The organism is Streptomyces parvus (assembly GCF_014648875.1).
Taxonomy (GTDB): domain Bacteria; phylum Actinomycetota; class Actinomycetes; order Streptomycetales; family Streptomycetaceae; genus Streptomyces; species Streptomyces parvus.
Window position 1 is genome coordinate 175,795 of the sequence record NZ_BMRY01000008.1, and the last position, 18,098, is coordinate 193,892.

14 protein-coding genes are annotated in these 18,098 nt (G+C 73.1%); 5 read left to right on the forward strand and 9 right to left on the reverse strand.

Going from position 1 to position 18,098, the window contains the following annotated elements; all coding sequences use genetic code 11:
* The first annotated feature begins 104 nt into the window (after positions 1-104).
* The 4 genes from xylB to IE140_RS24440 all read left to right on the forward strand — a co-directional run bounded on the left by xylB (position 105) and on the right by IE140_RS24440 (position 4,453).
* On the forward strand, positions 105-1,586 hold the full coding sequence (gene xylB, locus IE140_RS24425) for a xylulokinase (protein ID WP_150193931.1): 1,482 nt from the start codon (positions 105-107) through the stop codon (positions 1,584-1,586).
* Between the two features lie 170 nt (positions 1,587-1,756).
* Positions 1,757-3,037 (forward strand): VWA domain-containing protein, encoded by a 1,281-nt coding sequence (locus IE140_RS24430; protein ID WP_150193928.1) that lies wholly within the window; start codon positions 1,757-1,759, stop codon positions 3,035-3,037.
* On the forward strand, positions 3,037-3,891 hold the full coding sequence (locus IE140_RS24435) for a hypothetical protein (RefSeq protein ID WP_109180825.1): 855 nt from the start codon (positions 3,037-3,039) through the stop codon (positions 3,889-3,891). Before IE140_RS24430 ends, IE140_RS24435 begins: the two co-directional genes overlap by 1 nt.
* 115 nt (positions 3,892-4,006) lie before the next feature.
* Complete coding sequence (locus IE140_RS24440) at positions 4,007-4,453, forward strand: hypothetical protein (RefSeq protein ID WP_150193926.1); 447 nt, start codon at positions 4,007-4,009, stop codon at positions 4,451-4,453.
* On the opposite strand, the gene IE140_RS24445 is transcribed toward IE140_RS24440, so the two are convergent.
* Positions 4,429-5,154 (reverse strand): GNAT family N-acetyltransferase, encoded by a 726-nt coding sequence (locus IE140_RS24445; protein WP_150193924.1) that lies wholly within the window; start codon positions 5,152-5,154, stop codon positions 4,429-4,431. The genes IE140_RS24440 and IE140_RS24445 overlap by 25 nt on opposite strands.
* A gap of 222 nt (positions 5,155-5,376) precedes the next feature.
* On the opposite strand from IE140_RS24445, the gene IE140_RS24450 reads away from it, so the two are divergent.
* Complete coding sequence (locus tag IE140_RS24450; protein WP_150193922.1) at positions 5,377-6,744, forward strand: cytochrome P450; 1,368 nt, start codon at positions 5,377-5,379, stop codon at positions 6,742-6,744.
* A gap of 47 nt (positions 6,745-6,791) precedes the next feature.
* Here the strand turns inward: IE140_RS24450 and IE140_RS24455 are convergent, their stop codons facing one another.
* The 8 genes from IE140_RS24455 to IE140_RS24490 all read right to left on the reverse strand — a co-directional run bounded on the left by IE140_RS24455 (position 6,792) and on the right by IE140_RS24490 (position 17,887).
* Positions 6,792-7,766 carry an ABC transporter substrate-binding protein gene (locus IE140_RS24455; protein ID WP_150193920.1) on the reverse strand — a complete coding sequence of 325 codons (975 nt, stop codon included), beginning with the start codon at positions 7,764-7,766 and terminating at the stop codon, positions 6,792-6,794.
* Position 7,767: 1 nt separating this feature from the next.
* Entirely contained in the window at positions 7,768-9,753 is a 1,986-nt protein-coding gene (locus IE140_RS24460; RefSeq protein ID WP_150193918.1) for an ABC transporter permease, read from the reverse strand.
* Positions 9,753-10,910 carry a quaternary amine ABC transporter ATP-binding protein gene (locus IE140_RS24465; protein WP_150193916.1) on the reverse strand — a complete coding sequence of 386 codons (1,158 nt, stop codon included), beginning with the start codon at positions 10,908-10,910 and terminating at the stop codon, positions 9,753-9,755. Before IE140_RS24465 ends, IE140_RS24460 begins: the two co-directional genes overlap by 1 nt.
* A complete protein-coding gene (locus IE140_RS24470) occupies positions 10,907-12,520 on the reverse strand; it encodes a GMC family oxidoreductase (RefSeq protein WP_150193914.1) in 1,614 nt (537 codons plus the stop codon). The genes IE140_RS24465 and IE140_RS24470 overlap by 4 nt, the downstream gene beginning before the upstream one ends.
* 98 nt (positions 12,521-12,618) lie before the next feature.
* Entirely contained in the window at positions 12,619-14,121 is a 1,503-nt protein-coding gene (locus IE140_RS24475; RefSeq protein ID WP_032777141.1) for an aldehyde dehydrogenase family protein, read from the reverse strand.
* 351 nt (positions 14,122-14,472) lie between these two features.
* Entirely contained in the window at positions 14,473-15,297 is an 825-nt protein-coding gene (locus IE140_RS24480) for an ATP-grasp domain-containing protein (protein ID WP_150193913.1), read from the reverse strand.
* A 38-nt stretch (positions 15,298-15,335) separates the two neighbouring features.
* Complete coding sequence (locus IE140_RS24485) at positions 15,336-16,589, reverse strand: cytochrome P450 family protein (RefSeq protein ID WP_093443597.1); 1,254 nt, start codon at positions 16,587-16,589, stop codon at positions 15,336-15,338.
* Entirely contained in the window at positions 16,586-17,887 is a 1,302-nt protein-coding gene (locus IE140_RS24490; RefSeq protein WP_150193911.1) for a cytochrome P450, read from the reverse strand. The genes IE140_RS24485 and IE140_RS24490 overlap by 4 nt, the downstream gene beginning before the upstream one ends.
* Positions 17,888-18,098: the final 211 nt, after the last annotated feature.

The following is an 18,098-nucleotide window of genomic DNA, read 5'->3' on the forward strand; positions in this document are numbered from 1 at the left end:
GCAGAGGGCCGCGCATCCCGTAATTTGTTCGTGCCGCAGCCGAATGATCAGCACGCGTCGGCCAGCACCCGTTGGCCGGCCCCGCAGCGCGAAAGAGGCTTCCCATGCCGTCACCCGCCGTCGTCATCGGCGTGGACAGTTCGACGCAGTCCACCAAGGCAGTCCTCATCGACGCCGGGACCGGCGAGCAGCTCGCCGTGGGGCGCGCCCCGCACGTGGTCTCCGGTGAGGCGGGGGCCCGGGAGAGCGATCCGGAGATCTGGTGGCGGGCGCTGTGCGAGGCGGTGGCCGCCGGGCTGAAGGAGTCCGGCCTCCCGGGCCGCGCGGTCACCGGGATCGCGGTGGCCGGGCAGCAGCACGGGCTGGTCGTGCTCGACCGGGCGGGCCGGCCGCTGCGCCCCGCGCTGCTGTGGAACGACACCCGCTCCGCGCCGCAGGCCGCCGCTCTCACCGAGGCACTCGGCGGACCGGAGGCCTGGACGGCGCGGACAGGATCCGTACCGGTGGCGTCCATCACCGCTTCCAAGTGGCAGTGGCTGCGGGAGAACGAACCGGCGAGCGCGGCGGACGCGGCGGGCGTCCGGCTCCCCCACGACTTCCTCACCGAGCGCCTCGCGGGGGTCGCCGCCACCGACCCCGGGGACGCCTCGGGCAGCGGCTGGTACTCCACCGCGACCGGCGCGTACGACCCGGAGCTGCTGGAACTCCTCGGCCTGGACGCGGCGCTGCTCCCGGAGGTGGCGCCCACGGGGGCGGCCCGGATCGGTTCGCTCACCGAAGCGGCGGCCGAGGCGCTCGGTCTGCCCGCGGGCATCGCGGTGGCGGCCGGCACCGGCGACAACATGAGCGCCGCCGTGGGCCTCGGCCTCGGCGGCGCGGGGCTGCTGGACCACCCGGCCCTCAGCCTCGGCACGTCCGGCACGGTGTTCGCAGCCTCCCGCACCCGCCCCGCGTCCCCCGCGCTCAACGGGTTCGCCGCCGCCGACGGTACGTACCTCCCGCTGGCCTGCACCCTCAACTGCACGCTCGCCGTGGACAAGGTGGCGGCCCTGCTGGGCCTGGACCGCGAGGACGCGGCGCCCGGCGGCGAGGCGGTCCTGCTCCCGTACCTCGACGGCGAACGGACCCCGGACCTGCCGACCGCCTCCGGCCTCCTCACCGGACTCCGCCACCACACGACCCGGCAGCAACTGCTGGGGGCCGCCTACGAGGGCGCGGCCGTCACCGTACTGCGCGCCACGGACGAACTCCTGTCGGCCTGCGGCCTCGACCCGGCCGCCCCCGAGGTCGCCGCCCGCCCGCTGCGGCTGATCGGCGGCGGGGCGCAGGGCCGGACGTGGGTGGAGACGGTACGCCGTCTCTCCGGCCGCCCGGTCGTCATCCCGGGCAACGGAGAGCTGGTCGCACTCGGCGCGGCGGCACTGGCCGCATCGGCCGCGGGCGGCGGCGACCCGGTGGCCCTGGCGACGGCCTGGCAGCAGTCCGGGACGGACCGTCAGCTACCGGCGGTGGAGAGGGACACGGAGACCTGGGAGCGGGTCACGTCGGTCCTGGAGCGGGCGTCGGGGCCGATGCTGGGCGGCTGAACGAAAGGCTCCTCGCGGCCGGGGGCCTCCGCATGGGCGGCTCCCGGTCACCGCCCTTCGGCGATAGTCGCGACACCGAACCCGGACCGGGAGGCGCGACGGTGAACACCGCCGCCGGGGCCCAAGACCCCCGGTTGGGAATACGAACTGATTTTCCATAAGATCCGGCGATGATCACTAGAAAACGGCTGACGACCGGGGTGGGCATAACGCTCGCCACCCTGGCCGCCGGGCTCGGCACCGCGATCCCCGCCGCCGCCGACGAAGCCCCCGCCGCCCCCTCCCCCAAGGTCGAGCTGGTGCTCGACGTCAGCGGTTCCATGCGTACCCGGGACATCGACGGCCAGTCCCGGATGGCCGCCGCCAAGCAGGCGTTCAACGATGTTCTGGACGCGGTGCCCGAGCAGGTGCAGCTCGGGATCCGGACGCTCGGTGCGGACTATCCGGGCGAGGACCGCAAGGTCGGGTGCAAGGACACCCGGCAGCTCTATCCGGTCGGTCCGCTGGACCGCACGGAGGCCAAGGCCGCGGTCGCCACCCTCGCCCCCACCGGGTTCACCCCGATCGGGCCGGCCCTGCTCGGCGCGGCCGACGATCTGGAGGGCGGGGACGGTTCGCGGCGGATCGTGCTCATCACGGACGGCGAGGACACCTGCGGGCCGCTCGACCCGTGCGAGGTGGCCCGGGAGATCGCCGCCCGGGGTACCCACCTGGTCGTGGACACGCTGGGTCTGGTGCCCAACGCCAAGATCCGCCAGCAGCTGACCTGTATCGCGGAGGCCACCGGCGGCACGTACACCGCCGTCCAGCACAAGGAAGAACTCTCCGACCGCGTCAAGCAGTTGGTGGACCGGGCCGCCGAGCCCGTCGTCACTCCGGTGGCGACCGAGGGGGCGAAGAGCTGTTCCGGGGCTCCCGAGCTGAAGCCGGGGCTCTTCACCGACCGCTCGGAGATCGGCCAACACCGCTGGTACCGCGTCGATGTGCTGCCCGGTCAGGAGCTGCGCGCCTCGGCGAGCGTCGCGGCCGACCGTGCCGTGGACGACGACTACGGGGTCCTGCTGCGCGCGGTGACCGTGCACGGGCGCGAGATCGTCCGGGGTTCCGAGGCCGGGACCGGCCGCACGGACGTGATCTCGTCCGGGCTGCGCTATCCGAAGCCCGAGGCGGAGGACGGTGACGACGGCGACGGCAAGCCCGCCGCCGAGACCGTCTGCCTCCAGCTCGCCCACTCCTTCTCCGCGCCCGCCTCGGTGAAGCGGTCCCCCGGTCTGCCGGTCGAGCTGACCGTGGACGTGGTCGACGGCCCGGACAACGCCTCGGACGTCGCCGCCTTCGGGCTCGGCCGCGGCTGGTGGCTGCTCGGCGCGCTCGTCCTGACCGGACTGGTCGCGGGCCTGCTGACCGGCTGGATCTCGCGCTGGCGCATCGCCGTCTGGAGGACCAACTGATGACCAGGACCCCTCGCCGCGCCCGCGGCGTACGACGCGCGCTCACCGGAGCGCTGCTCGCCGGGCTCACCCTCCTCACCACGGCCGGCCCGGCGGTGGCGGACGACCCGTCGGCGAGCGCGAGCCCCGCCGGGGACGAGGCCGGTCCCACCGAGGCCGGCACCACGTTCCGTACGGCGACCGCCCTGAAGCAGGGCCGGTCGGGCACCGCTCAGGCCTCGGCCGGCGACTACCTGTACTGGGTGTTCCCGGCCGACGCCGGTCAGCGGCCCACCGTCGAGGCCACGGTGAAGCTGCCCGAGAGCGCCGCCCGGCGTGGTGCGTCCACCTGGCAGGTCGACGTGTACGACGGGCTGCGCCGCCGCCAGGCCTGTATGTACGGGCACCAGACCCGTAAGGCGGCGGCCGACGCGGCCACCGTCGAGCTGTCCTGCGTCCTGCGCCCCGTGCGGGCCTGGTCCGAGCCGTGGGCGAACGACCCCCTGCCCGGGAGCTACTACATCCGCCTCACCGTCGTGGACCTGCCCGCCGCCGACCTCGGACTGCCGGTCGGCGTCGAGGTGCGGACGAGCTTCAAGGAGCTCGGCGGGGGCCACGACGGGGACGGCACCCTCGCCGAGCCGCTGGTGCCGGGCGTCTCGGTCGCCTCGGCGGGCGAGGGCGACGGGCGCGCTTCGGACGCGCCTTCGACCGTCGCCGCCGGTGAGCCCGAGGACGGCTGGGCCTCGGGCTGGTGGACCGACCGCTGGCTGTGGACCGTGGGCGGTGGCGTACTCGCCGCGCTGGCAGCCGTGTTCGGCTACTCGCTGACGCGGGGCCGGGGCCGCCCGGCCCACGTGCCGCCCGGCGTCTGACAGGCGCTTCGGCCCCCGCGCCCGCTTGGCGGCTCAGCCCGGTCTCGGCGATCCTGGCTCCCGACAGGGGCACCGGATCGTCGAGGCCGGGGACGCCGCGGCGGAGGGGAACAGAATGAGCGGGACGACGACGTACGTACGGTTCCAGAGCACCGAGCGCAGTCCCCGGGGGCATTTCCCGGGCATCTTCGCCCTGGCCAACGGGCTGGCGCGGGAGGGGCGCCTGAGCGAGGAGCAGCACCGCTTCTGGCGGGCGGGGAACGACTGGTACGACGCCGCGTACACGGACCCCTCGCGGGTCGACCCGACGGTGTACGACTCCGACGTCAACCCCGGGGCGGTGGCCTGGTTCAAGGGGACGGCGACCCATCTGCTCGACCGGATCCCGGGCTATCTCGCGCTGCTGGCCGCTCACAGGGTGCCGTGCGAGCGGCTGGAGTCCGTGGATCCCGGCAGGATCGTGTACGAGGACGACGTCCAGATCGTCGTGGTGCCCCGGCCGGACACTCCCCGGGGGAACTGCGGCTCCGGGCCCGCTCAGGCCGGTAGCACGCTCAACTGACGGCCCACCTCCCGGTAGCCGAGCGCCCGCGCCACCCGGCGGGACGCGGGCGGCCGGGCCCGCCACTGCGGCAACAGTCCGGCGGCGAGGGCGTGCGCGGTCGCCGCGTGCGCCACCTGCCGGGCCAGGCCCCGGCCTCGCGCGTGCGGCGCGGTCAGCACGCAGAGGTGCGCGGTGTCGCGCGGCCAGTGCTCGTACCCGGCGGCGGCGAGCACCTCCGTGCCGCCGCGGACGACGAACACCGGTGAGGTGACGTCCGCCAGCCCGCTCTCGCCCGCGTCCTCCGAGCCCACCTCCGTCAACAGCGCGCGCACCGCGGCATGTTCGGGAGACAGACGCGCCGTCGCGGCCGTGGTCCGCCCGATCGGGCGGAGGGCGTCCGGGGCGAGGTAGCCCAGGGCCGCCGGGCCGAGCGTGTCGGCCACCGGCAGCCGTCGGGCGACGGCGGCGGGGTCGGTGAGCGCGGCGGTCGTCAGGCCGGTCAGCGCGGAACGTGACGCATCCGCGGCGCGGTCCGTCGGCGCGGTGATCAGCGCCCCGTCCCCGACCGTCACCACGCCCACCCAGGACGGCGGCGCCAGGGCCGAGCCCGGGGCGACCAGGACCGTCGGGCGGCCGGGAGTTCCGAAGGCGGCGCCCGGTTCGGCCGCCAGCTCCTGCCACAGCGCACGGGCCCGGGAGACCAGCGGATCCATCGACATGGCGGGATTCTCGCACGGGGACGAAAGTCGGCCTGCGCTTCCTGTCCGGATCCGGAGGCGACTGCGGCTCCCCTCGACAACTCGCTTGCCCCATAAGACATCTGACGGATTTCGGTCAGGCCCTGCCGACGCCCTGGTGGAGCGCCGCCCCCATCCTGTTCGATAGGGCTCGAACGGCTGCGCGCCGACAGCGGCGCGCGCCCCAGTGAGCGGAGTTCCTCGATGTCCACGCAGACCGGCCCGGCGCTCGACACCCAGCCTCGCGGCCACGCGTTCAGGCCGGGACCCAAGGGGCTGCCTCTGGTGGGGAACCTGCCGCAGTTCGGGAAGAACCCGCTGGCCTTCTTCGAACTCCTGCGCGGGCACGGGGACATGGTGCGCTGGCGGTTCGGCCGCAACCGGTGCGTCTTCCTCGCCGACCCCGACTGCATAGGCGAGTTGCTCACCGAGACGGAGCACACCTTCGACCAGCCGAAGCTCGGGATCGCCTTCCGGACCGTCCTGGGCAACGGGATGCTCGTGGCGCGGGGCCGGGACTGGCGGCGCAAACGCTCGCTGGTGCAGCCCTCGGTGCGGCCCAAGCAGGTCACGTCGTACGCGGCCACGATGGCGGCCTCCGCCGTGGAGCTGGCCGACCGCTGGTCGGACGGCCAACGGATCGACGTCAAGCAGGAGATGTCCGCGCTGACGCAGAAGATCGCCGTGCGCACGATCTTCGGGGTGGACACCCCGGCGGACTCCGAGGCGATGGGCCGGGCGATGGACGTCGCCCAGATGGAGATCGGCAAGGAGTTCGCCGGGATCGGCGCGCTGCTCCCCGACTGGGTGCCCACGCCGGGCCGGGCGCGCATCAAGAAGGCCGCCGCCGTCATCGACGCCGAGGTGGGCCGGGTCGTCGCCCGGCACCGGGACGGTGAGGAGGAACGCCCCGACCTGCTCAGCCGGTTGCTCACCGCCGTCGACGAGAGCGGGACCCGTCTCACCGACGACGAGATCCGCGACGAGACGGTCACGCTGTACATCGGCGGTCACGAGACGACGAGCACGACGCTGGTGTGGGCGTGGTGTCTGCTCGCCCGCAACCCCCGGGTGCGCGACGCGCTCGCCGAGGAACTGGACCGGGTGCTCGGCGACCGGGAGCCCGGGTTCGAGGACTACGCACAACTGACGTACACCCAGGCCGTGGTGAAGGAGACGCTGCGGCTGTACCCGGCGGTCTGGCTGATCACCGGGGTCGCGAAGGAGGGGGCAACGATCGGCGGCCTGCCGATCGAGGAGGGCACCCGGGTGTGGAGCAGCCAGTGGGCCACGCAGCGCGACGCGCGGTGGTTCCCGGAGCCGGAGGAGTTCCGGCCCGAGCGCTGGGACCCCGCGAGCGGCGACGAGATCGCGGAGTACGCGTGGTTCCCGTTCGGCGGCGGGCCCCGGGTCTGCATCGGTACGCGCTTCGCGATGGTGGAGGCCGTCCTCCTGCTGGCCGTGCTGGCCCGCCGCTTCACCCTGGACGTCGACCCCGGTGAGATCACGCCCGTGACCGGCCTGACGCTCCAGCCGGACCGGGACGTCACGGCGACGGTCCGGTCGAGGTAGCGGGGACGGCGCCCGGCTCCCCTCAAGGAGCCGGGCGCCGGACGGCGTCAGTCCTTCGGCAGCCAGTTCTTCCAGACGTCCGGGTGGCGTTCGATCCAGCGCTTCGCCGCCTCCTGGGGAGTGAGCTTCTGCGAGGCGATCATCTCGGAGACCTCGTTCTGGTCCTTCTCCGACCAGTGGAACTTCTTCAGGAACGCCGACGCGTCACCGCCGCGCTCGGCGAAGTCCGCGTTGAGGAACTTCTGCAACGGCGTCGTCGGGTAGGCGCAGTCGATGTCCTTCGGGTCCTTGGCCGCGCACTCGTCCGTGTACTCGGGGAGCTTCACCTCGACCATCGGCACCTCGTTGAACAGCCACTGCGGCTGGTACCAGTAGCTGAGGAAGGGCTTCTTCTCCTTGGCGAACTGCTGGATCTGGGTGATCTGGGCCGCCTCGGAGCCGGCGAAGACCACCTTGTAGTCCAGGTCCAGGTTCTTCACCAGGGCCACGTCGTTGGTGACGTAGGACGGCGAGCCGTCCATCAGCTGGCCCTTGCCGCCGCTCTCGGCGGTCCTCAGCTCGTCCGCGTACTTGTTGAGGTTCTTCCAGTCGGTGACGTCCGGGTTCTCGTCGGCCCAGTACTTCGGGACGTACCAGCCGATGTGGCCGGTGACGCCGAGGTCGCCGCCCCGGACGATGGTCTTCTTCTCGTCGATGTACAGCTTCTCCTGGTCCGGGTGGCCCCAGTCCTCCAGGATCGCGTCGACGCGGCCCTGGCTGAGGGCGTCCCAGGCGGGGACCTCGTCGGTCTGGACGAGGTCGACGCGGTAGCCGAGCTCCTCCTTGAGGAGCTGCTCGGCCACGGCGACGTTCGCCTGGGCTCCGACCCAGGACTGGACGGAGAGCGTCACCGTCTTGACCCCGGCGGGGGCCGCGAACGGGGAGGCCTGCTTGGTCATGTCGGCGGCGCCGCAGCCCGCCGTGGCGAGCAGGGCGGCGGCCGACGACAGCGCCGTGATCAGGCGCGTACGGGAGCGGTTCATCTCAGCTCTCCTGTCGCTGGCGGCGGGTGGTGGGCTGGGTGACCCGGTCGAGCATCAGGCCCAGGCAGACGATCGCCGCTCCGGCGACGAGGCCGGTGGCCAGGTCGCCCTGGGCGAGGCCGAGGACGACCTCGTAGCCGAGGGCGCCGGAGCCGACGAGTCCGCCGATGATGACGACGGCCAGGACCAGCACGACCGCCTGGTTCACGGCGAGCAGCAGGGACGGCCTGGCCAGGGGGATCTGGACCTGGCGCAGTTGCTGGCCCGGGGTCGCGCCGAGCGAACGGGCGCACTCCATCGCCGCCGGGTCGACGCCCCGCAGTCCCTGGGTGGTGATGCGGATGACGGCGGGCAGCGCGTAGACGACCGCGGCAGCGGCGGCGGGGGCGCGGCCGACACCGAAGAGGGCGACGACGGGGATCAGGTAGACGAACTGCGGCATGGTCTGGAAGACGTCCAGGACCGGGCGCAGCAGCCGCTCCAGGCGTTCGCTGCGGGCCGCGCCGACGGCGACGCCGAAGCCGATGACCAGGGTGACGGCGACGGCGGCGAGGACCTGGCTGAGGGTGTCCATCGAGGGCTCCCAGACGCCGAGTACGCCGATCGCGGCCATGGCGAGGACGGCGGTGGCGGCGGTGCGCCAGGTGCCGATGGTCCAGGCGAGGGCGGCGACGATCAGCAGCACCGACCACCAGGGCAGGCCGGTGAGCCCGCTGCGCAGCGGGTTGAGGACGCCGCTGGTGAAGTGGGAGGCGAGGTCGGCGGTGCCGCCGACGACGGGCACCCCCGTGTAGAGGTGGTCGACCATCCAGTCCTTGGCGGTGTTGACCGGTCCGGCGATGGCGACGGTCAGGCCGTCGGGCCACACCTGGCCGTCGGCCGCCCGTCCGGCGACCGCGACGGCCGCGGTGACGGCGGCGGCCAGGGACCAGCCGCGCCAACCGCGCAGCAGGGCCGGGCCGGTGGGCTCGGCGCCGATGCGGCGGCCTGCCGCCTCCGTCGTACGGTCGAGCACGACGGCCAGCAGCACGATCGGGATGCCCGCGGCGAGGGCGGCGCCGACGTCCACGGAGGACAGCGCCTGGTAGACGCGGTCGCCGAGGCCGCCCGCGCCGATCACGGAGGCGATGACGGCCATGGAAAGCGCCATCATGATGGTCTGGTTGAGCCCGAGGAGGAGTTCCTTGCGGGCCAGCGGGAGCCGGGCGCTCAGCAGTCGCTGGCGTCCGGTCGCGCCGAGCGAGGTGACGGCCTCCATGACGCCGCTGTCCGCGCCGCGCAGGCCGAGCGCGGTGAGCCGGGCCATCGGCGGAGCCGCGTACACGACGGTGGCGAGGACGGCACCGGGCACGCCGATGCCGAACACCAGCACCACCGGCAGGAGATACGCGAAGGCGGGCAGCACCTGCATGGTGTCCAGGACCGGGCGCAGGATCCGGAACACGCGGTCGGAGAGACCGGCGGCGAGGCCCAGGAGCAGCCCCAGCACGACGGAGGCGAGGACGGCGACGACCATCAGCGCGAGCGTCTGCATGGTCGGCACCCACATGCCGAGCAGCCCGCAGAGCAGGAACGACACGCCTGCGGTGAGGGCGAGCCTGATCCCCGCGACGCGCCAGGCGACGGCGGCGGCGAACACGGTGACGCCGGCCCAGCCGAGCCCCAGGAGGACGAGATAGACGCCGCGTACGGAGAGGACTACGGCGTTGCTGATGTGGCCGAAGAAGTAGAGGAACAGCGGGTGGCTGTCGCGGTTGGAGACGATCCAGTCCGTCACGTCGCCGAGCGGCGCGGAGAGGTCGGCGGTCAGCGCCTCGGGCCAGATCCCGCCGCCCCAGCGGCCGTGCACGAGGGGCACGACGACGGCGGCGACGAGCGCGAGGAGCAGGAGCTTCGCGGTGGCGGGGCGGTCGCGGAGGGCGGCCAGCGGCCCCCGGCGCGCACCCGTGGTGACGGGGCGGGCCGGGGTGGCCTGTGCGGTGGCCATCAGGCGGTCACCTCGCGGGAGCCGTCCGGTGCGTCCGGCGCGTCGTGGGGGGTGCCGGAAGCCTCCGGGGCGGCGGAAGCGGTCGTTCCGGCGACGACGTCGAGCAGGCACGCGTGGTCGACGACGCCGACGAGCCGGCCGCCGTCCATCACGCGGGCGACGGGGTCGCCGGAGCGGGAGACCGCTTCGATGGCCTCGGAGACGGTGGCGTCGGGGCGGACGGCGGGGCCGCGCTCGCTCTCCCCGGCGAGCGCGGGCCGCATGGCGGTGGCGACGGTGAGGACCTGCTCGCGCGGGACGTCGCGGACGAACTCGCGGACGTAGTCGTCGGCGGGTGAGCCCACGATCTCCTCGGGGGTGCCGAGCTGGACGATGCCGCCGTCGCGCATGAGCGCGATCCGGGTGCCCAGGCGCAGCGCCTCGCTGAGGTCGTGGGTGATGAAGACCATGGTGCGGCCCTCCTCGCGGTGCAGCCGGACCACCTCGTCCTGCATCTCGCGGCGGATCAGCGGGTCCAGCGCGCTGAACGGCTCGTCGAAGAGCAGGACGGACGGGTCGACGGCGAGCGCGCGGGCGAGCCCGACGCGCTGCTGCTGGCCGCCGGAGAGCTGCGAGGGGCGGCGGTCCTCCAGACCGGCGAGACCGACCTTGGCCACCAACTCGGCGGCCTTGGCACGGCGTTCGGCCTTGCTCAGACCCTGGATCTCCAGGCCGTAGGCGACGTTGTCCAACACCGAGCGGTGCGGCAGGAGTCCGAAGTGCTGGAAGACCATCGCGGCGCGGTGGCGGCGCAGTTCACGCAGCCGGGCCCGGTCCATCGCGAGGACGTCCTCGCCGTCGATGGCGAGGGTGCCGCTGGTGGGCTCGATCAGCCGGGTCAGACAGCGTACGAGGGTCGACTTGCCGGAGCCCGACAGGCCCATGACGACGAACACCTCGCCCTTGCGGACGTCGAAGGAGACGTCGCGGACGGCGGCGGTGCAGCCGGTGGCCTCGCGCAGTTCGGCGGGCGGGAGCGAGGCGTGCTCGCTGCCGGGGATGCGGTCGGCCTTGGGGCCGAACACCTTCCAGAGGTTGCGTACGGCGAACACGGGGTTCTCGTCGGCTCCGGTGCTGCCGGTGGGCTCGGTGGCCTTGAGGGTCTCGGTTCCGGTCATCGGGCATCGCCTCCGGTGCTGGTGCTGGTTCCGGCGGCCGGCGCGGTCCCGCGCGCCTGGTCCGCGAGGAGTTCGGCGCACTTCTCGCCGACCATGAGGACGCCGATCATCGGGTTGACGGCGGGCATGGTCGGGAAGACGGACGCGTCGGCGATCCGGATGCCTTCAAGGCCTCGGATGCGCAACTGCGGGTCGACGACGGCCGCTTCGTCGTCGGTGGCGCCCATCCTGCAGGTGCCCGCCGGGTGGTAGACGGTGTGGGCGACCTTGCGGGCGTACTCGCTGATGTCCTCGTCCGAGGTGACTTCGGGGCCGGGGCAGACCTCGCGCTTCAGCCAGTGGGCCAGCGGTTCGGTGCGGGCGATCTCGCGGGCGAGCTTGATGCCGTCGACCAGGGTGCGGCCGTCGTAGTCGTCCTCGTCGGTGAAGTAGCGGAAGTCCAGGGCCGGCTTGACCTCGGGGTCGGCGCTCGTGAGGTAGAGGCGGCCACGGCTGCGCGGCTTGGGGATGTTCGGGGTCATCGACACGCCGTGCTCGGGCTTCTCGTAGCCGAGCCGCTCCGGGTTGTCGGTGAAGGGGATCTGGTAGAAGTGGAACATCAGGTCCGGGCCCCGGGATCCGGGGTCGCGGCGGACGAAGAGTCCCGCGTCGGAGTCCATCGCGGAGTTCTCCGGGATGGGCCCGTCGGTCTCCCAGACGATGACGGACTCGGGGTGGTCGAGCAGGTTCTCGCCGACGCCCGGGAGGTCGTGGCGGACGTCGATACCGAGGGCGGTCAGGTCCTCGCGCGGACCGATCCCGGAGTGCATCAGCAGCCGGGGCGTGTCGACCGCGCCCGCGCAGACGATGACTTCGCGGGCGGCGCGCAGCAGGTTCTCCTCGCCGTCCTTCGTGCGGACGTGGACGCCGGTGGCGCGGGTGCCGTCGAACTCCAGGCGGTACGCCCAGGTCTCCAGCAGGATGCGGAGGTTGGGGCGGTCACCGGCCTCGATGTGCGGGTGGAGGTAGGCGACCGACGCGGAGGAGCGCTTGTTGTTCTCGGGGTGGTAGGCGAGGTCGAAGAAGCCGACGCCCTCGTGGAACGGCTTGCTGTTGAAGCTGTCCACGCGCGGGACCCCGGCCGCCTCCTGGGCGGCGTCGACGAAGTCGCGGGCGATGGCGTTGCGGTCCTTCTCGTCGACCGGGACGATGTTGTTGCGCAGCTTGGCGAAGTACGGGTCCATCGCGGCCGCGTCCCAGCCCTCGGCGCCCGCCTCGGCCCACTCGTCCCAGTCTCCGGGCAGCGGCTTGAAGCTGATCAGCGTGTTGTGCGAGGAGCAGCCGCCCAGCACCCGGGCGCGGCTGTGCCGGATGTGGCTGTTGCCGCGCGGCTGTTCGGTGGTGGGGTAGTCGTAGTCGAGGTCGCCACCGAGGAGCCCGAGCCAGCGGCGCAGGGTCAGGACGTCGTCGCGGTCGATGTCGGTGGGGCCGCCCTCGATGACCGTGACGGTCACGTCCGGGTCCTCGGTGAGCCGGGAGGCGATGACCGATCCGGCGGTGCCGCCGCCGACGATCACGTAGTCGGTCACGGGGCCGTCGGGGACTGCGGTGCTGCGGGGGGTGGAGGGCATCGGTCACTGCTCCTTCTGCAAGGTTCGTGCGTGTACGTGGTGCTGCGAACAGCCGGGCGGGGCCCCGGGATCGGTTCCTTCCGAGGCCCCCGCAGGCGTCAGCCGGCGAACCAGCGCTGGGGGCGCGGGTTGAGGTTCTGGTAGATGTGCTTGGACTCGCGGTACTCGGCGAGGCCGGTCGGGCCGAGCTCGCGTCCCGTGCCGGACTTCCCGAAGCCGCCCCACTCGGCCTGCGGGAGGTAGGGGTGGTAGTCGTTGATCCAGACGGTGCCGTGGCGCAGCCGCCCGGCGACCCGGCGGGCCCGGCCGGCGTCGGTCGTCCAGACGGCGCCCGCGAGGCCGTAGTCGGTGTCGTTGGCCAGCGTGATGGCCTCTTCCTCGGTACGGAAGGTCTCGACGGTGAGGATCGGGCCGAAGGTCTCCTCGCGGACCACCTTCATCTCGCGGTGGCAGCCGTCGAGGACGGTCGGCCGGTAGAAGTAGCCGCCCTCGGGGAGCACGTCGCTCGGCTTCGGGCGTTCGCCGCCGGCCCGGACGATCGCGCCCTCCTCGCGGGCGGAGGCGACGTACGCCTCGACCTTGGCGAGCTGCTGGGCGGAGACGAGGGGGCCGCACTCGACGCCGTCGAGGGTGCCCCGGCCGAGGCGGACGGCGTCGGCGCGGCGGGCCAGCTCGGTGACGAACCGGTCGCGGATGCTCTCCTCGATGATCAGGCGGGCGCCGGCGGAGCAGACCTGGCCGCTGTGGAAGAACGCGGCGTTCAGGGCCTGGTCGACGGCGGTGTCGAAGCCCTCGTCCGTGGCGCAGGCGTCGGCGAAGACCACGTTGGGGTTCTTGCCGCCGAGCTCCAGGGCGACCTTCTTCACGGTCGGCGCGGCGGCCTGGGCCACCTTCGTACCGCTGGCGAGGCCGCCGGTGAAGGAGACCAGGTCGACGTCCGGGTGCTCGGAGAGCCGGGCGCCCACCGGGTCGCCCGCGCCGGTGACGAGGTTGGCGGCCCCGTCGGGGAGGCCGGCCTCGGCGAGCAGCTTGATCAGGTGGACGGTGGAGAGCGGGGTGACCTCGCTGGGCTTGAGCACGAAGGTGTTGCCGGCGGCGAGTGCCGGGGCGATCTTCCAGCTGGCCTGGAGGAGGGGGTAGTTCCAGGGCGCGATGAGGGCGCAGACGCCGACGGGCTCATGGACGACGATGCTGTGGACGTCGGGGTCGCCCGCGTCGACGACCCGGCCGCCGCTCTCGTTCATCACGAGGTCGGCGAAGTAGCGGAAGGCGTTCGTGACGTCGTCGACGTCGACCCGGCCCTCCTCCAGGGTCTTGCCGGTGTCGCGGCTCTCGGTGATCGCGATCTCCTCGCGGTCCCGCTGGAGGAGCTCGGCGACCCGGCGCAGCAGCCCGGCCCGCTCGGCGACGGGCCGGTGCGGCCAGGGGCCGTCGTCGAAGGCGCGCCGGGCCGCCGCGATCGCCGCGTCGGTGTCCGCCACGCCGCCCTCCGCGACGACGGCCAGGACCGTGGCGTCGGCGGGGTCGAGGACCGTGCGGGTCTCACCCGATACGGCGGCCCGCCAGGTGCCGTCGATGTGGATGGTGCTGAGCTCCAGCATGTCGTGTTTAACCTTCCGTGCCTGAAATGCCCCCTCCGGTTTCGGCCAGGGCATGCGCATGGCGGGCCGACATGCGGCGCACCAGCGGCCTGGACCCCTCCCCAGTCCGGCGAAATGTATGCCGAGAATTTCACGCAGAGTGATACGCCTCACGCGCGGCGGCCCCGGCGGTGCGCTTCCCGGGCTCCCGCCGGGAGGCCTCGGTGCAGGTCAGGCGGGTGTTTCCGGTCGGGGCGGTCGCGCCCCCGCCGAGTCGGTCCACCTCACACGGCCAGACATGGGGTCACTTCGGTGGAATCTTCGGCGACCATGATCCTGCCCGGCCTCGTCGTGCCCCGTTCGGCCTCCGCCTCAGACCCGCGGACCGGCCGCCGCGCGGCGGTCTCGCCGGAACTCCAGGTCCCGTCCGGGCACCAGGCCGCCGGGGCCGGCCGACCGGAGCACCACGTCCAGGGCTCGGTCCGGATCGGCGGCGTACACCGTGCTGAACCACGCCATGTTGGCCTCGACGACCGCCCATGCGGGGGCGCGTCCGGGCCGGCCTATCCGGCCGACGTCCACGACGACGGCTCCGGGCAGGGTGTCCCCGCACTCCTCGATGAGCCGGTGGGCGAAGGCCCGTGCGGCGGCTTCCTGGGAGTGGCCCGCCAGCGGGGCGGCGTCGAGCCGCCCGTACACGGCGTACTGCGACCCGGTGCGGATCTCGCCGTCGAGCAGGAAGAGCCTGAACTCGTCCTCCCAGGTGACGACTTCGCTGATCTGGACGAGTGGGTCGCCGGAGCCGGACGGGGGCGGCGGGAGAGACGTGCCGTCCGGGTGGACCGCGGCGGGGAAGCTCTTGTCGGTGGGCGGTTTGGCGAAGAGCGGGCCGGTGCGGCGGCGGGCCTCGGAGAGGGGCACCCGGCGGACGTCGCGACCGGTGAAGGCGAGGGGCAGCTCGTCCAGCCATCCGTCGTGCGGTTCCAGGAGCGCCACCCCGAGCGGACCGGCGGCCCGGGCGGCGAAGCGCGGGCCCCCGTAGTAGTGCGCGTCGGCCCGCTCCCGGTACCTCTCGGGCACCCCGTCGGCGGGCAGCACGGCGACCTCCATACCGCGTCGGCCGGCCGCGTCGGCCAGGAGGGAGGCCGTGCCGGAGCGGTGCGGCGCGAGCGCCAGGAAGCCCGGCCCGGACGTCATGACGGCTCCTCCCCTCCCCCGGCCCGCCGGTCTCGCCGTCAGCCCAGGAGCACGGGGAAGGCGGCCATGTCGTTCTGTGTCATCACCGGAAGCTTGGTGATCTCCTCGTCCGGGACGGCGAGGCGGAGTCCGGGGAAGCGCGCGAACAGGGCGGGCAGCGCGATACCCGCCTCGACGCGCGACAGGGCGGCGCCGGGGCAGATGTGCGGGCCGTGGCCGAAGGTCATGTGACGGTTGCGGGTGGGCCGGGTGATGTCGAAGGCGTCGGCGTCGGGGCCGTGCTGCTCGAAGTCCCGTCCGATGGCCCGGTAGGAGATGACGACGCCCTCGCCCGTGCGGATCACTTCGTCGCCGACGGCTATGTCCTCGGTGGCGAACCGCATCAGCAGGTGGGTGGTGGGGGTGTCCCAGCGCAGGGTCTCCTCGATCACCGCGTCCCAGCCGATCTCCCCGTCGAGCACCTTGCGCAGCTGACCGGGGTGGGCGAGGAGGGCGCGTACGGCGTTGAGGACGAGTCCGATGGTGGTTTCGTGCCCGGCGGCGACCATGGCCTTGAGGTTGCCCACCACCTCCTCCTCCGTCAGCGGTTCGCCGCCCTCATCGGCCAGGATCAGCGCGCTGGTGAGGTCGTCCGTGGGCCGGGCGGTCTTCTCGCGGACGAGGTCGGTGTAGAAGACGTCCAACTCCGCCAGCAGCGCCAGGCGTTCCTCCTGCGGGGTGAGCATGGAGAAGAACGCCTTGTACTGCCGGGTGAGCATGGCGTGCTGGGACTCGTCGACGCCCATCAGCATGCCGACGACCTTCATCGGCAGCGGCTGGGCGAAGACCGCCTTGAGGTCGACGACCCCGTCCTCGCCCTGTGCGGCGTCGAGGGCGTCCAGCAGCTCTTCGGTGAACTTCTCGATGTCCGGGCGGATCGCCTCCAGGCGGCGGGGGGTCAGCGCCTGCGAGGTCTTGGTGCGCAGCCGCCGGTGTTCGGACCCGTCGACGGTGAACATGGAGCGCCCGGCGTCGATCATGCCGATCAGCGGCCATGCACGTGTCACCACTCCGCTCTGCCACAGGCCCCAGGCGTCGATGTCCTTCACCAGGCGCGGATCGACGAGCAGTTGGCGTGCCTCGGCGTGCCGGGTGACCGTCCAGGCCGGGACGCCGAGCAGGTCGATCCGGGCGAGGACCCCGGCGTCGCGCAGCCGTACGGTCTCGCCGTCCAGGTCCTGGACCATGGGGTCGATGGTGATGACCCCGGTGTTCCGGCCGGCTTGTGCGGCTTCGGCGTGCGGGCAGTTCACAACGCGTCTCCTGTCGAGCGTACGGGGGTGAAGCGGACGGGCAGCGCGGTCGTGCCGCGCAGGAAGGCGGACGGCCGGCGGACCAGGTCGGTGGCGGGGACGGCCAGTTCGAGGTCGGGCAGCCGGTCCAACAGCACTTCGATGCCGGTGCGGGCGATGATCTCGGCGATCTCCTGGGCCGGGAAGGGGCAGCGGTACTCGCCGTGGCTGAACGCCAGATGGGCGCTGTTGCCGCCCTGCCCGGAGCGGACGGCGGAGGCGGTGACCTGCTGGCGGATGTGGGGGTCGGCGTTGGCGGCGCCGAGGCCGAGGAGCAGCATGTCGCCGCGGGCGATGCTCCGGCCGCCGAGCCGGGTGTCGCGCGCGGCCCAGCGACCGGCCAGGATCTGGGTGGGGCCGTCCTCCCAGAGCACCTCGTTCATGGCCTCGGCGACACTGTGCCGGCCGCCGGAGAGCGCGTCGGCGAACTGGTCCTCGGTGAGCATCAGCCGGGTGGAGTTGCTGATCCAGTCGGCGGTGGTGAGGTGCCCGGCGGCCGTGATGGCCATCAGGTCGAGCGCGTACTCCTCGTCGGTGAACGGCCCCGGATGGGCCAGCATCCGCGAGGTCACGTCGTCGCCGGGGCGGGCCCGCTTCTCCGCGACGAGCCGCTGCATGTGCTCGCCGAAGCGCAGATGCGCCTTCTGTGCGCCGGGCCCGCCGTCGGCCAGGTCCTTGAGCACCCGCGCGATGTCGGCGCCCTCGTCGTCGGGGAAACCGACGAGCCGGGCGAGCACCAGGACGGGCAGCGGCTCGGCGTACTCGGCGACGAGGTCGGCGGTTCCCCGGCTGCACACGGCGTCGATGAGCCGGTCGGCCAACTGCTCGCAGTGCTGCCGGATTTCGAAGGGGTCCGCCCCTTCGAGGGCGGGGACGACCATGTCGGCATGGCGGCGGTGCTCGGCCCCGGCGGTGAAGTAGATGGACGGCATCGGCGTCCCCACCATGGGCAACAGCGGCCAGTCGGCGGGGATGTTGCCCCACTGGTTCCACAGGGAGACGTCCCGGGGGAACAACTCCCCGTCGCTGGTGACCTGGTGGAGTTCCCGGTAGCCGATCACCAGCCAGGCGGGAACGCCGCCGGGCAGCTCGACGGGGACGACGGGGCCGTGCTCGCGCCGCATGGAGCGGTAGAGCTCCTGGGGTTCGGTGTCGAAGCCGGGTCCGCCGAGCGCGACGGCACCCGTACCGGCGCCCATGGGACAGCCGCCGCCGGTACCGGTCGGGGACGCGGGCGTGGCGGACGAGGGGTTCGTCATCGTACGGACTCCAGTGGCGGCGACTTCGCGCGTTGCGACCATACGATCAACGCGGCACCACTATAAGGAGATTCCGTGCACTCTTGGGCCCTGTTCGCACATCTGCGATCACGGGGTCGGCGTCGGCGGGGTGAAGGCCACCCGGACGCTCCACTGCCCGGTCCGGAGCCCAGCGGGTCTCGTCCAGCCGGGCGACCAGGACGTTGAGGTG

Excerpts from the sequence above, each read along its gene's own strand:
- IE140_RS24450 (WP_150193922.1), top strand. The coding sequence starts at position 5,377 with ATGTCCACGCAGACCGGCCCGGCGCTCGACACCCAGCCTCGCGGCCAC.
- IE140_RS24470 (WP_150193914.1), bottom strand. The coding sequence starts at position 12,520 with ATGCCCTCCACCCCCCGCAGCACCGCAGTCCCCGACGGCCCCGTGACC.
- IE140_RS24460 (WP_150193918.1), bottom strand. The coding sequence starts at position 9,753 with ATGGCCACCGCACAGGCCACCCCGGCCCGCCCCGTCACCACGGGTGCG.
- xylB (WP_150193931.1), top strand. The coding sequence starts at position 105 with ATGCCGTCACCCGCCGTCGTCATCGGCGTGGACAGTTCGACGCAGTCC.
- IE140_RS24435 (WP_109180825.1), top strand. The coding sequence starts at position 3,037 with ATGACCAGGACCCCTCGCCGCGCCCGCGGCGTACGACGCGCGCTCACC.
- IE140_RS24465 (WP_150193916.1), bottom strand. The coding sequence starts at position 10,910 with ATGACCGGAACCGAGACCCTCAAGGCCACCGAGCCCACCGGCAGCACC.
- IE140_RS24440 (WP_150193926.1), top strand. The coding sequence starts at position 4,007 with ATGAGCGGGACGACGACGTACGTACGGTTCCAGAGCACCGAGCGCAGT.
- IE140_RS24475 (WP_032777141.1), bottom strand. The coding sequence starts at position 14,121 with ATGCTGGAGCTCAGCACCATCCACATCGACGGCACCTGGCGGGCCGCC.
- IE140_RS24490 (WP_150193911.1), bottom strand. The coding sequence starts at position 17,887 with ATGACGAACCCCTCGTCCGCCACGCCCGCGTCCCCGACCGGTACCGGC.
- IE140_RS24430 (WP_150193928.1), top strand. The coding sequence starts at position 1,757 with ATGATCACTAGAAAACGGCTGACGACCGGGGTGGGCATAACGCTCGCC.
- IE140_RS24455 (WP_150193920.1), bottom strand. The coding sequence starts at position 7,766 with ATGAACCGCTCCCGTACGCGCCTGATCACGGCGCTGTCGTCGGCCGCC.
- IE140_RS24445 (WP_150193924.1), bottom strand. The coding sequence starts at position 5,154 with ATGTCGATGGATCCGCTGGTCTCCCGGGCCCGTGCGCTGTGGCAGGAG.
- IE140_RS24480 (WP_150193913.1), bottom strand. The coding sequence starts at position 15,297 with ATGACGTCCGGGCCGGGCTTCCTGGCGCTCGCGCCGCACCGCTCCGGC.